Here is a 12,627-nt window from a genome sequence, read left to right on the forward strand (position 1 = left end):
GCCGGTCAGTTGACGGGTGGTGCGGAATCCTCTGCGGGAGTTGAGCCCCGCACGCTCAAGTTTACGCATCCGTCGTCTCGCGTCAAGTCCGGAGGCGAGAAGTTGAGTCGCATCGGCTCAACTCTCAGACTCGCGGGTCCCGCCGCTTCCGGCCGTTCACCTCCTCCCCCTACGGTGGGCCCATGACGACGCGCACCGGCCGCTGGCCCGTCCTCGCCTGGGGCCTGTGGGACTGGGGCGGATCGGCCTTCAACGCGGTGGTGACCACCTTCGTCTTCACCGTCTACCTGACCACCGACGGGCTCTTCGGCACCTCGAGCGGAGTCTCGGCCGCACTCGGCTGGTCCCTCGCCGCCGCCGGCGTGGTCGTCGCCGTCATCGCGCCGATCACCGGCCGCCGGGCCGACCTCGGCGGGCGCCGCCGGCTCTGGCTGGGGATCCACTCCTCCGTCGTCGTCCTCTGCATCCTGCTGATGTTCCTCGTGCGCCCCGACCCGGCCCTCCTCTGGCTGGGACTCGGACTGCTCGCGGTCGGCACGGTCTTCTTCGAGTTCGCGAGCGTCAACTACAACGCGATGCTCCTCCAGGTCTCGACCCGGGCGACCATCGGCCGCGTCTCCGGTTTCGGCTGGGGCATGGGCTACGTGGGCGGGATCGTCCTGCTGCTGATCGTGTACTTCGGCTTCATCTCGCCCGAGGTCGGGCTCTTCGGAGTGACGGGGGACGACGGCCTCGACGTGCGCGTCTCGATCCTGGTCGCCGGCGTGTGGTTCGCCGTCTTCGCCCTCCCGGTGCTGGTCGCGGTGCCGGAGACGCCGGCGCGCGCGAGCCGGGCGGAGCGCGTCGGGGTGATCGCCTCCTACCGCGCGCTCTTCGCGCAGGTCGCCGGCCTCTGGCGCGAGAGCCGCAGCACCGTGGCCTTCCTCATCGCCAGCGCGGTGTTCCGCGACGGGCTCACCGGGGTCTTCACCTTCGGCGGCGTGCTGGCGCAGGGCACCTTCGGCTTCGACGCCGGCGAGGTGATCCTCTTCGCCATCGCCGCGAACGTCGTGGCCGGAGTGGCGACCATCTCGGTCGGCGCGCTCGACGACCGCATCGGCCCCAAGGCCGTGATCGTCGCCTCGCTCATCGGCCTGGTCGTCTGCGGCACCGCCGTCTTCGTCCTGCACGACGGGGGGAGCACGGTGTTCTGGATCTTCGGCCTGCTGCTGTGCCTGTTCGTCGGCCCGGCGCAGTCGGCGAGCCGCAGCTACCTCGCCCGCCTCATCCCGGAGGGACGCGAGGGCGAGATCTTCGGCCTCTACGCGACCACCGGGCGGGCGGCCTCGTTCCTCGCGCCCGCCGCCTTCGCAGCCGCCGTCTCGATCGCCGCGGCCGTCTCGGGCAGCGGCGAGGCGAACGTGCAGTACTGGGGCATCCTCGGGCTCGTCCTCGTCCTCGCCGTCGGGCTGGTGCTGCTCCTGCCGGTGCGCCGCCCGCCGGCCACCGCCCCCGTCGTGCCGGAGCCGCGGCTCGCTCCGCCCGCCCGCCGGGACTGACGGGGCCCGGACCGCGGAGTCGCTGGCGACGCCCCTCCCCGCGCGCCGCCGGCCGCGGATCAGACCGTGGCGATCCAGAACACGATCAGCAGGAGCGTGACGAGGAAGCCGGTCAGGAAGTTCAGCGCGAGGAAGCGCTTCCAGCCCGCGTTCGCCCGCTCCGCCTCGGCGTCCTCGAGCGATCGGTACGGCCAGATGCTCACCGCGTACGGCACCGCGAGGATCGCCGCGAGAGTCCCCGGCCAGGGCAGCAGGAGCAGGAGCAGGCCGCTCGCGACGTAGGCGGCGATGGCGAAGCGCGTGGTCGCCTTCGCTCCGATCACGGTCGCGATCGAGCCGATGCCGCCCGCGCGGTCGGCCAGGATGTCCTGCACCGCGCCGAAGGCGTGGCTCGCGATCCCCCAGAGGAAGAACGCCACGAGCAGCGCCACCAGAGGTCCGGTGACCACGGTGCCCGCGAGGGCGATCCCGTAGACGGCCGGGCTGACGAAGTGGGTCGCCGAGGTCAGCGAGTCGACGAACGGGCGCTCCTTGAAGCGGAGCCCCGGCGCACTGTAGGCGATCACGGCGAAGACGCTGATCGCGAGGACCAGCCACGAGACCGGTGACCCGAGCAGCACGAGCGCCACCAGGAACGGCACGTTCGTGGCCACCGCCGCGATCAGCGTCGCGCGGTGCTCGCTCCGGTCGAGCACGGCGCCCTCGACGCCGCCCTTGCGGGGGTTCCGCAGGTCGGACTCGTAGTCGAAGACGTCGTTGATCCCGTACATCGCGAGGTTGTAGGGGATGAGGAAGTAGATCGTGCCGAGCACGAAGGCGAGGTCGATCTCGCGGGTGGTCAGCAGGTACGCCGCCGCGAACGGGTAGGCGGTGTTGACCCAGCTCAGCGGGCGGCTCGAGACGAACAGCGCGCGCAGCCGGTTCACGGCTCGCTCCGACGACGCGAGGGCAGGAGCACCCAGAGCGCCGGGAGGGCGAGGGCCGCGGCGATCGCGTAGGCGAAGTCCTCGATCGGAGCGACGCCGATCCGGATGCCCGAGATCAGGTCGTCGTCGTAGGCGACCAGCAGGCCCACTCCGATCATGATGTTGTCGAAGACGGCGGTCATCACCAGCAGCACGGCGAGCGTGCCGAGGACGGCGGGCAGGCGCAGGACGCGTCGGCGCAGCGCGAGCAGCAGCAGCACCAGCACCACCGCGAGGAACACGGCGTTGAGGAGGAGGTAGGTCACGCGCGCGCCTCCGCCCGCCGGGAGACGCGCTGCGAGAGGAAGCCGTGCACATCCATCGTCAGGTAGCAGAGCAGGGTGAGGAAGAGGACCTCCTCGACCGGGAGCTCCGGCGCGATCTGGAGGCCGGTCATGTAGGAGGTCTCTCCGCGGAAGAAGACGCCCAGGCCGATCCCCACGAGGTCCCAGACCAGGAAGAACGCGACTCCCACGGGCAGCACGATCGCCGCGCGTAGCGCGTCCGCCCAGAAGAACAGCCGGAAGCGGCGGTCGAGCACGATCATCCCGGTGATCGAGACGAGGAGCGCGAGCAGGTAGAGGATCCCCACGCCTACTCCCCCACGGCGACGGGCGCGACCGGAGCGGACGGCGCCACCCGCACGGGCAGCGGCTCGGTCGACACGTCGCCGCGCACGCGCTTGAGCATGACCTCGGCGCTGATGATGCACATCGGCAGGCCGATGCCGGGGATCGTGGAGCTGCCGGCGAAGAGCAGGCCGTCGACGTGCCTGCTGACGTTCCCGGCGCGGAAGAAGGCGCTCTGCGAGAGGACGTGGGCCGGTCCGAGCATCGAGCCGCGCCAGGCGCCGAGGTCGCTCTCGAAGTCGGCCGGGCCGATGGTGCGGCGGACGACGATCCGCTCGGCCAGGTCGGCCGCGCCGGTCCAGGACGCGATCTGCGCGATGGCCTGGTCGGCGATGGCCTCGACGCGCGCGTCGCCCGCGCCGTCGACTCCGCCGTGGCCGATCGAGGTGTCGGCCGGGATCGGCACGAGCACGAACAGGTTCTCGTGCCCCTCCGGAGCCGTGCTCGCGTCGGTCGCGCTCGGGCGGCAGACGTAGATCGACGCGGGATCGGGGACGGTCGGGTGCTCGCCGAAGATCTTGTCGAAGTTGTCGCGCCAGTCCTTCGTGAAGAGCAGGGTGTGGTGCTCGAGCTCGGGCAGCTCCCCGCGCACGCCCAGGAGGACGAGGACGGCGCTCGGGCCGGGCTCGCGCTTCTCCCAGTAGGCGGGCGGGTAGGTCCGCAGCTCCTCGGGGAGGAGCGACTGCTCGGTGGTGAAGAGGTCGGAGGCGTTGACGACCAGGTCGGCGGGGATCCGCTCCGTGCCGTCGGGGCCCGTGAACTCGACTCCGACGACCTCGGCGCCGCGGCGTCGGCCGCGGGGCGAGCGGGCGGTGAGGATCCGCGTCGCGGGCGAGGACGTGCGGACGGTGACGCCGGCCTCCTCGGCGACGTCGGCGACCGCCTCGATCAGCTTCGTGAATCCGCCCATCGGATAGAGCACGCCGTCGGCGAGGTCGAGGTGGCTCATCAGGTGGTACATGCTCGGCGCGGCGAACGGCGAGGAGCCGAGGAAGACGGCCGGGTAGCCGAGGATCTGGCGCAGCCGGTTGTCGGTGACCGCCGTCGCCGCGAACGTGTCGAGCGGAGTGAGCAGCAGGCGGCCGAGCCTCCCGGTCCGGCTGAGCACGTCGCGGCGCAGCAGCGGGAGGAAGGACGAGAAGCTCGTGTAGAGGAAGCGGCGCTTGGCCATCTCGTAGGTGTCGCGCGCGGAGTCGAGGTAGGCGCGCATCCGCTCGCCCGCTCCGGGCTCGATGCTCTCGAAGAGCGCGAGGTTCGACTCGAGGTCGGCGAGCACGTCGATCGGCTCGTCGACGCCCTCGCTGTAGACCCGGTAGCCGGGGTCGAGCGTGACGAGGTCGAGGCGCTCCTCGGCGCTGGTGCCCATGAGGCGGAAGAAGTGGTCGAACACCTCGGGCATCAGGTACCAGGAGGGACCGGTGTCGAAGCGGAAGCCCTCGTGCTCCCACGAGCCGGCGCGGCCGCCGACGGCCTCGCGCGCCTCCAGGAGGGTCACGTCGTAGCCGTCGCGCGCGAGCAGCGCGGCGGAGGCGAGTCCGCCGATCCCCCCGCCGATGACGACGGCGCGGTGCGGGCCGGTCCTCGAGCGGGTCGCGCGGACGGGGCCGGGGCCCAGGCGCGGGCCGAGCGTCGACACGGCCGCCTTGGCCGCGAGCGCCGCCTTGGCGGCCGTGGGCACGCTGACGCGGGCGCGGAGGAGCTCCTCGGCGGGCGTCGCGCGGATCCGGTCGGCCAGGGCGGCGAAGAGGGAGTGGGCCAGCAGGACCGCGCGCCGGCTGGAGCGCGGGAGCTCGGGCACGATGGCGGCGGCTTCGGCGAGATCGTCGTCGAGGTCGGCGAGCAGCGAGGCCTTGTCGCGCTCGGAGAACGCCCGCGGGTCGACTCCGGGGAAGTAGCTGCGGCCGAGACCGTCGACGTCGGCGGCGAGATCGCGGAGGAAGTTGACCTTCTGGAACGCGGCGCCCAGGCGGCGCGCTCCGGCCACGAGCCGCGCGCGGGCGGCCTCGGAGACGAGCCCCGCGTCCGGCGCCGCGAGGAACACGTGCAGGCACATCAGCCCGACGACCTCGGCGGAGCCGTAGACGTAGGCCTCGAAGGACTCGGGGGTGTGCTCGGTCTCGCGGAGGTCGGCGCGCATCGACGCGAAGAACGGCCGGGTGAGCTCGGTGCCGAATCCGGTCGCCCGCGCGGTCCGCGCGAAGGCGTGGATCACGAGGTTGGAGCTGTAGCCGGAGGCGAGCGCGCGCTCGGTCTCTGCCTCGAAGGCGTCGAGGGACTCCTCCACCGCGGCCCGGTCGAGACGGGCCTCCTCGGCGACGCCGTCGACGATCTCGTCGGCGACGCGCACGAGGGCGTAGACGTCCTCCACCCGCTCGCGGACGCCCGGGGCGAGCAGGCGCGTGGCCAGCCCGAAGGAGGTGGAGTAGCGGCGGATCACCTGCGCGGACGACTCGTGCGCGACGCGGTCGTACAGTTCGCTCTGGCGGCTCATCGTGCCACCGTACGGGGGCTCGGCCGGGCGGAGCGCATCGTCGCGCGCATCCGCGCGTGGCGGACAGCGCTCATCGGGTGCGCCCGACCACGCTGGCCACGAGCGGGCGGACCTCGTTGCGGAAGGCCTCCGACACCGCGGGCGTCTCCAGAGCCGCCCAGGCGCGATCGGCGAACTGGTTCGCGAGCCCCTCGGCGTAGCTGCGGGCGCCGCACTCCTCGAGGATGCCGCGCACCTTCTCCGCGGTCTCGGGCGCGAGGTGCTCGTCGCCGATCAGCGCCTCGATGTCGGGCCAGCAGTCCGTGCCGGCCGCGTGGGCGATGAGGACGGTGCGCTTGCCCTCGCGGAGGTCGCCCAGCGTGGTCTTGCCGGTCTGCCCCTCCGAGCCGAAGACCCCGAGCAGGTCGTCGACGATCTGATAGGCGATGCCGATCCAGCGGCCGAACTCGCCGAGGGCGTCCACCGCGGCGTCCGAGGCCCCGGCGAGGATCGCTCCGGCCTGCAGCGGCGCCTCGAACGAGTAGACGGCCGTCTTGAGGCGCTCCATCTCGAGCACCTCGTCGACCGAGGGCATGCCCGGCATGAGGGAGAAGTCCACATCGGCCAGCTCACCCGCGGCGGAGGCGAAGACGGCCTCGTCGAGCAGGGTGAGCAGGCGGGCCCGCACGCCGTCGGAGGCGCCGACGCCCTCGACGAGGCGGTGGGCGCCGGTGAGGGCGAGGTCCCCGGCGATCACGGCCACCGAGGTCCCGCGGTGCTCGGCGATCGGGATGGAGAGGCCCGCGGTCGTCGCCTCGTCGCGGTAGCTGCCCGAGACGTTCGGGCCGCCGCGGCGCACGAAGTCGCGGTCGATCACGTCGTCGTGCACGATCAGCGCGGTGTGCAGCAGCTCGAACGCCGCGCCGAGATGGGCAGCGGCCTCCGGATCCTGGCCGCCGTGGGCCTCGTACGCGGAGATCACCATCAGCGGGCGGAAGCGCTTGCCGCCGCGGGTGTTGGCCTCCAGCGTCTGCCACAGGGTCAGGTAGCGGGGTCCGAGACGCACCGCCCGGGACCTCGCCAACGAGAAGAACCTGTCCAGGACGGCATCGACGTGCTCCTGCCTCAACCGGGACAGAACCACGGGGTCGCGCGTATCCACGTGGGAAGGCTAACAAAGGGGAGAACCAGGACGATAAGCCGGCTGATGTGTTGCGGCGTGCTTGACTTGCGGGTATGACTTCGCCAGCCGCCACTGTGCAGACGGACCGGATCGAGCAGGTGGTCCTCCTCGACGAGGCCGGGAACGCCGTGGGGGTCGCCGACAAGGCGACCGTGCACGACACGGCCACTCCCCTGCACCTCGCGTTCTCCTGCCACGTCTTCTCCCCGGACGGCGCGCTTCTGGTGACCCGCCGCGCCCTCGAGAAGCGCACCTGGCCGGGCGTCTGGACCAACTCCTTCTGCGGGCACCCCGCCCCGGGCGAGCGGATCGAGGACGCCGTCGTCCGCCGGGCCGAGCGCGAGCTCGGCGCCCGGCTGGCCACGCTGGAGGTCGCCCTGCCGGACTTCCGCTACCGCGCGGTCGACGCGTCCGGCGTCGTCGAGAACGAGATCTGCCCCGTCTACACGGCGACGCTGTCGAGCCGCGACGCCCTCGATCCGCGCCTCGACGAGGTCATGGACTACGAGTGGGTCGACGCCGAGGCGACGCTCGCCGCCGTCCGCTCGACCCCCTGGGCGTTCTCCCCCTGGCTCGTGCTGCAGCTCCCCCGCCTGCTGGGCTGACCCCCGCGCCCTGATCCCTGCGCCGGCGTCAGTCGGTGTAGACGTCCGTGCGGTGGAAGCCGAGCGCCGAGCGCGACGCGGTCGGACCGCGCTGGCCCTGGTAACGCGAGCTGTACTCCGCCGAGCCGTAGGGCTTCTCGGCGGGCGAGCTGAGGCGGAAGAAGCACATCTGGCCGATCTTCATCCCCGGCCAGAGCGTGATGGGGAGCGTCGCGACGTTGCTGAGCTCGAGGGTGACGTGGCCGGTGAAGCCCGGATCGATGAACCCGGCGGTCGAGTGGGTCAGCAGCCCGAGCCGTCCGAGAGAGCTCTTGCCCTCGAGGCGCGCCGCGATGTCGTCCGGCAGCGACACCTCCTCGTAGGTCGAGCCGAGCACGAACTCTCCCGGGTGGAGGATGAACGGCTCGCCCTGCGGCGTCTCGACCAGGCGGGTCAGCTCGGGCTGGTCCTCGGCCGGATCGATGTACGGGTAGCGGTGGTTGTCGAACAGCCGGAAGAAGCGGTCGAGGCGCACATCGACGGACGACGGCTGCAGCATCGACGGATCGTGCGGGGCGAGCCCCACGCGGCCGGAGGCGAGTTCGAGCGAGATGTCGCGGTCGGAGAGGAGCACGCTGCGATCCTAGGGCGTGGCGCGACCCGGGGCATGGGCCGGCTCCGGGCCTTGCTACGATGTCCTGGTGCGCCCGAGCGGCGCCGCGCGAGTGTAGTTCAATGGTAGAACTTCTGCTTCCCAAGCAGATGGCGCGGGTTCGATTCCCGTCACTCGCTCTCCTCCCCCCCCTCGTCTGCGGCCGGTCCTCCGGCCCGACGCGAGCGGCTCCTCCTCCGGCCCGACGCGAGCGGCTCCTCCTCCGGCGCTGCAGCGGCGTCCGTCAGCGCAGCGGCGTCCGGCAGCCCCGCGGTGTCCGTCAGCCCAGCAGCGGCAGCCGCCCGACGATCCTGTCGATCCGGTTCCTCGGCCCCACCAGGCTGACCGCGAGGTACTGCAGCTCGTCGGAGCCGCTCGCCGCCACCGCCTCCCGGTACTCGTCGTACACCCGGGTGGCCTGCGCCGACGCGGGCATGTCGGCGACGAACGTTCCGTCGTGCGCCTCGGCCTTCGCGCGGATCGCGAGCAGGGTCGCCGCGTCGGCGGCGAGGACCGTGCAGCCGGCCCACGGCAGACCGGGATGCAGCGATCCGGACGCGTCGGCGGGGCTCGGTCCGAGCAGTCCCGCGACGTGCGCGGCCGTCGCGGCGCCCACGCAGATCGCGGCGTTCACGGCGCGGCCGGCGGGGAGGGACTCGTCGACGACGACCACCCACTTGAGGCGGGCCGAGCGGGTGGGCGCGGCGGTGTCGATCTCGTCGGGGTGGAAGCCGACGGCGTCGGGGGCGGGGATGGTCATGATGCTCCTCGGTTCGTGCACAGCGACGTCACGAACAGTAGGCAGGAGGGCTCCCCTTCGGCAGGATCTCCGTATGAACGACCAGCAGAACGGCCCAGGAGCGGCACTCGACGAACTCGACGTCCGGATCCTGCAGGTCCTGCAGTCGGATGCACGGATCACGAACCGTGACCTCGCAGCCGCCGTGCACGTCTCGCCGACCACCGCCCTCGACCGCACGAGGAGCCTCCGGCGCCGCGGCGTGATCACCGGCGCGACGCTCACTCTCGACTTCGCGGCCCTCGGGCGCGGCGTGCAGGCGCTGATCGCGGTCCGCATCCGTCCGCCGTCGCGCGAGATCATCGAGGCCTTCCGCGACTGGGTCGCCGGCCTCGACGAGACGGTCGGCGTGTTCGTCACCTCCGGCTCGGAGGACTTCTTCATCCACGTCGCCGTCCGCGACAACCAGGACCTCTACGCCTTCGTCATCGACGAGCTGACGCAGCGCCGCGAGGTCGCCGACGTGCGCACCTCGGTCGTCTACGAGCACCTGCGCGAGCAGGTCGTCCTGCCGCTGAAGCCGCACGGTCGCGCGGAGCGGTGAGGCGCCCGCGCGGCGTTTCGACGCGACACGCCGGGCGGATCCGCGGCAGCGCGCGGGATCGCGGGACGCAGAGGGCAGGGTGGAGGGGTGACAGAGCTCGTCCAGATCCCGTCGCCGGGCGTCGCCCTCGAGTACGGGCACCCCGGCCGGCCCGTGGTGGTCGTACTGCACGACGTGTTCGGGCGCCTGCCGTGGCTGGAGCCGTTCGCCGAGGCCGTGGCGAAGCACGGCTACCACGTGCTCGTGCCCGACCTCTACGACGGCTGGGCCACGCTCGCCCCGGAGGACGCGCGCGACCTCGCCGCGATGGCCGCGCAGGACCGCACCCTCGCCGCCGTCGCCGAGGCGGTCGGCACCGGAGTCGCGGCCGGGGCGCCGCGCAGCGCCGTCATCGGCTTCGGCTTCGGCGGCCGCCTCGGGCTGCTCGCCGCGGGCACCGGGCTCGTGGACGCGGTGGTCGCGTACTACGCCACCCTCGGTGGGGAGGAGCACGTGCTGGTCCCGTGCCCCACCCTCCTGCACTACGCGCAGAGCGACGAGTGGCCCGCGGGCGACGACCCGGAGTCGTTCGTCGGGCGGCTGAAGGAGTCGGGGACGCCGGTCACGGCGCACACCTACCCGGACACGCAGCGGCACTTCGCGAACGGCAACCTGCGCGACGCGGTCAGCCCCGCCTCCGCGGCGCTCGCCTACGCGCGGACGCTCTCGTTCCTCAATCCCCAGCTCATCGACACCTGAGCTCAGCCCTGCACGTCGTGCAGGTGGTGCTGGACGTCGTGCAGGTAGTAGCGGGCGATCGTGTCGACCGTGAACGCCGCGCCGTCGCTGCGGCGGCCTCGGCGCTGCCACTGGGCACCGGCGACGGAGTCGAACACCTCGGCGTTGCGCTCAGCCGCCTCGACCAGCTCGCGGCCGACCGTCGCGGGGTCCTGCTGGTCGTAGCGCTCCTCCACGGCGGTGACGTCCTGGTCCCAGTTGGGGTAGAGCGGGTCGTCGCCGGCGAGCATCAGCTGCACACGGGTGCGGTAGATGCGGTGCACGTCGCGCACGTGCGCGGCGTACTCGAGCGGCGACCAGGTCTCGTCGTCGGGCCGGCCCGCCGCGTCGTCGCGGTCGAGCACGTAGGGCCAGGCGGCGGCGTTCTCGCGGATGAGCTCGGCGACCTCGTCGGCGTCGACGAGCGAGGCGTCGAAACCGCACTCGAGGCACGGGCGCTCGAGGACCCAGGTCCAGTCCTTGGTGTCGGGAGTGATCGGCATGGCACCAGAGTAGGGCGCCGCCGGATCAGCAGCGCGTCGGGGTCCCCTGCACGGCGCCGCGCTCGCCGTCGGCCGTCCACGGGAGCCGGGGCAGGCCCTCGGCTCCCGCCGCGGCTCCCTGCTCGACCGCGATGGCGGCCAGGGTGCGGGCGACCGTTGCGGCGAAGTCGCCGCCGGGCGTCGAGCTGTTGATCGAGACGGCCACGGTCAGGCCCGAGACCGGGTCGGAGTAGGCCGCGGTGACGAAGCCGGGCGCGAGGCCCGAGAAGCCGCGGAGGGGTCCCGCCTCGTGCCCGCCGAGCCCGGCGCGGAGGTAGTCGGCGCGGCCCTGGCCCTGGACGACCGGGTCCTGCCACATGGCGTCGCCCGCGGGATCGGCCGCGAGACCAATCGCCAGCCGCCGGAGGTCCTCCAGATCGGTCAGCGCTCCGCCCGCGGCGCCGAGCGCGGACGGGGACGCGGCGGTGACGTCGAGTCGCACGTCGCAGCGCTTCTCCCCGGTCGCCGGGTCCAGCGCGACCGCGTAGCCGCGGGGGGACGGAGCGGGCAGGTCGACCTCGGAGGCGTCTGGCAGCTCCGTGCTGCGCAGCCCGTACCGCGGCACCACGTACTGGTCGTAGAGCTCCCCGATGCTCCGACCGGTCACCTGCGCGGCGACGATGCCGGCGAGCAGCGGACCGGTGGCGGAGTCGGACCACGCCGCTCCGGGCTCGGCCGAGGCGCCGCGCACCTGGGCCGCGGCGAGCAGCTCGAGCGTCGGCCACTGCCGCGGGGGGTTCTGGAGCACGGTCGGCCAGAGCGCCGAGCGGAAGTCGGCCAGGCCGGAGGTGTGCGCGCAGAGCTCGCGCAGCGTGAGGCCGTCGATGCCGGGCAGGGAGCGCAGCGTCTCGCCGACGTCGGCGTCGAGGTCGACCCGGCCGGAGTCGGCGAGGGCGAGGACCACGTCGCAGGTCATCGCCTCGGTGCCGCCGGTGCCGAGCCGCAGGTGCGCGTCGGTGGTGAGGGCGGTGGTGCGCTCGTCCGATTCCCAGCCGACCGCGCCCTCCCAGCTGCCGCCCCACGGCGACCAGACCCCGGCGACCGCTCCGGTCGCGCCGGCGACGCCGACCGTCTCGTCGAGGAACCCCGACAGGGCGGAGGCGAGCTCCTCCGACGCCGCCTGCGCGGGAGCCTCCGCCACGCGCGAGGCGGCGGCGGGCGTGCAGCCGGCCAGTGCGAGCACGAGGACCGGGACGACGAGCAGCCCCGTCCGCGTCCGTCTGCGAGATCCCATGCCGTGCGACTCCCCCGTCGTCTGCGAACGGCACCACTGTACGGGGGCTCCGTCGGGCCGGAGAGGGCCGCTGAGCGCCCGATCGCGATTCGTGTCCTGACCGTGACCGGCGGAGTCCACCCCGTTCCCAAACCGGCAGGCGCCCGGTTACGAAGAGAGGGAGTACAGCGCAGAGGCGCTGCTCGAAGGAGGTAAGAGACCATGCGCAGATCCCCCAATCGACTGCTGGCGACTCTCTTCGGAGCCGTCTACGTCGTCGTCGGGCTCCTCGGCTTCGTCGTGACCGGAGGCGTGCAGTTCCTCTCGACCGAAGGCGGGCTCCTGCTCGGCATCTTCGAGGTGAACCCGCTGCACAACATCGCCCACCTGCTCATCGGAGGCGCGCTGCTGATCGCGGGCCTGTCGACCGTCGCCGCGGCGAAGACCGTCAACGTGACCGTCGGAGCGGTGTACCTGCTGCTCGGCATCGTCGGCTTCTTCCTGGTCGACACCGCCCTGAACGTGCTGGCGCTGAACACCGCCGACCACTTCCTGCACCTGGCCAGCGCGCTGGTGCTCCTGGGAGTCGGACTCGGCACCGAGAAGACGGCGAGGACGCGCACCGCCGCGACCGCCTGACCCGGGCGGCACCCGCCGCCCCCCTCTACTCCGTCCGCCGTGGGCCCGCCGTTTTCCGCGGCGGACGGACTGAACGGCCCCGGACGACACGATGCGGTGTGTCGATCCGGGGC

Annotated in this window: 14 protein-coding genes and 1 tRNA gene; 6 read left to right on the plus strand and 9 right to left on the minus strand. The window is 72.7% G+C overall.

Going from position 1 to position 12,627, the window contains the following annotated elements:
- Positions 1-182 precede the first annotated feature (182 nt).
- Positions 183-1,538 (plus strand): MFS transporter, encoded by a 1,356-nt coding sequence (locus C5C57_RS07820; RefSeq protein ID WP_104246927.1) that lies wholly within the window; start codon positions 183-185, stop codon positions 1,536-1,538.
- Between the two features lie 59 nt (positions 1,539-1,597).
- Here C5C57_RS07820 and C5C57_RS07825 read toward each other — a convergent pair whose 3' ends face one another.
- The 5 genes from C5C57_RS07825 to C5C57_RS07840 all read right to left on the minus strand — a co-directional run bounded on the left by C5C57_RS07825 (position 1,598) and on the right by C5C57_RS07840 (position 6,668).
- Positions 1,598-2,464, minus strand: coding sequence for a prenyltransferase (locus tag C5C57_RS07825; protein ID WP_104222892.1), 867 nt, complete (start codon positions 2,462-2,464; stop codon positions 1,598-1,600).
- On the minus strand, positions 2,461-2,769 hold the full coding sequence (locus C5C57_RS18065) for a lycopene cyclase domain-containing protein (protein ID WP_104222893.1): 309 nt from the start codon (positions 2,767-2,769) through the stop codon (positions 2,461-2,463). The genes C5C57_RS07825 and C5C57_RS18065 overlap by 4 nt, the downstream gene beginning before the upstream one ends.
- On the minus strand, positions 2,766-3,095 hold the full coding sequence (locus C5C57_RS07830) for a lycopene cyclase domain-containing protein (RefSeq protein ID WP_104246929.1): 330 nt from the start codon (positions 3,093-3,095) through the stop codon (positions 2,766-2,768). Before C5C57_RS07830 ends, C5C57_RS18065 begins: the two co-directional genes overlap by 4 nt.
- Positions 3,096-3,097: 2 nt before the next feature.
- Positions 3,098-5,623 (minus strand): phytoene desaturase family protein, encoded by a 2,526-nt coding sequence (gene crtI / locus C5C57_RS07835; RefSeq protein WP_104246930.1) that lies wholly within the window; start codon positions 5,621-5,623, stop codon positions 3,098-3,100.
- Between the two features lie 70 nt (positions 5,624-5,693).
- Positions 5,694-6,668, minus strand: a complete 975-nt coding sequence (locus C5C57_RS07840) for a polyprenyl synthetase family protein (RefSeq protein ID WP_244229492.1) — start codon at positions 6,666-6,668, stop codon at positions 5,694-5,696.
- Positions 6,669-6,838: 170 nt separating this feature from the next.
- On the opposite strand from C5C57_RS07840, the gene idi reads away from it, so the two are divergent.
- Positions 6,839-7,390: an isopentenyl-diphosphate Delta-isomerase gene (gene idi / locus C5C57_RS07845; protein WP_104222897.1), complete on the plus strand. Its 552-nt coding sequence runs from the start codon at positions 6,839-6,841 to the stop codon at positions 7,388-7,390.
- Between the two features lie 28 nt (positions 7,391-7,418).
- Here the strand turns inward: idi and dcd are convergent, their stop codons facing one another.
- Entirely contained in the window at positions 7,419-8,003 is a 585-nt protein-coding gene (dcd, locus tag C5C57_RS07850; protein ID WP_104246931.1) for a dCTP deaminase, read from the minus strand.
- 87 nt (positions 8,004-8,090) lie between these two features.
- Here dcd and C5C57_RS07855 point away from each other — a divergent pair.
- Positions 8,091-8,161, plus strand: a tRNA-Gly gene (locus C5C57_RS07855).
- Positions 8,162-8,301: 140 nt separating this feature from the next.
- Here the strand turns inward: C5C57_RS07855 and C5C57_RS07860 are convergent.
- Positions 8,302-8,781 (minus strand): DUF2000 domain-containing protein, encoded by a 480-nt coding sequence (locus C5C57_RS07860; RefSeq protein WP_104222899.1) that lies wholly within the window; start codon positions 8,779-8,781, stop codon positions 8,302-8,304.
- A 73-nt stretch (positions 8,782-8,854) separates the two neighbouring features.
- On the opposite strand from C5C57_RS07860, the gene C5C57_RS07865 reads away from it, so the two are divergent.
- Together C5C57_RS07865 and C5C57_RS07870 are read left to right on the plus strand one after the other, a co-directional pair.
- Positions 8,855-9,364, plus strand: a complete 510-nt coding sequence (locus C5C57_RS07865) for an Lrp/AsnC family transcriptional regulator (protein WP_104246932.1) — start codon at positions 8,855-8,857, stop codon at positions 9,362-9,364.
- An 87-nt stretch (positions 9,365-9,451) separates the two neighbouring features.
- The gene (locus C5C57_RS07870; RefSeq protein ID WP_104233076.1) at positions 9,452-10,102 is read left to right on the plus strand and encodes a dienelactone hydrolase family protein; all 651 of its coding nucleotides are present in this window, start codon (positions 9,452-9,454) and stop codon (positions 10,100-10,102) included.
- Positions 10,103-10,104: 2 nt separating this feature from the next.
- Here the strand turns inward: C5C57_RS07870 and C5C57_RS07875 are convergent, their stop codons facing one another.
- Both C5C57_RS07875 and C5C57_RS07880 read right to left on the minus strand, forming a co-directional pair.
- Positions 10,105-10,623: a DinB family protein gene (locus tag C5C57_RS07875; protein ID WP_104246933.1), complete on the minus strand. Its 519-nt coding sequence runs from the start codon at positions 10,621-10,623 to the stop codon at positions 10,105-10,107.
- Positions 10,624-10,648: 25 nt separating this feature from the next.
- The gene (locus tag C5C57_RS07880) at positions 10,649-11,896 is read right to left on the minus strand and encodes a serine hydrolase (RefSeq protein ID WP_104246934.1); all 1,248 of its coding nucleotides are present in this window, start codon (positions 11,894-11,896) and stop codon (positions 10,649-10,651) included.
- A gap of 201 nt (positions 11,897-12,097) precedes the next feature.
- Here C5C57_RS07880 and C5C57_RS07885 point away from each other — a divergent pair, with 201 nt between their 5' ends.
- Positions 12,098-12,514, plus strand: a complete 417-nt coding sequence (locus C5C57_RS07885) for a DUF4383 domain-containing protein (protein WP_104246935.1) — start codon at positions 12,098-12,100, stop codon at positions 12,512-12,514.
- Positions 12,515-12,627 lie beyond the last annotated feature (113 nt).

Origin of the sequence: Rathayibacter sp. AY1C5, assembly GCF_002931705.1 — a bacterium.
Taxonomy (GTDB): domain Bacteria; phylum Actinomycetota; class Actinomycetes; order Actinomycetales; family Microbacteriaceae; genus Rathayibacter.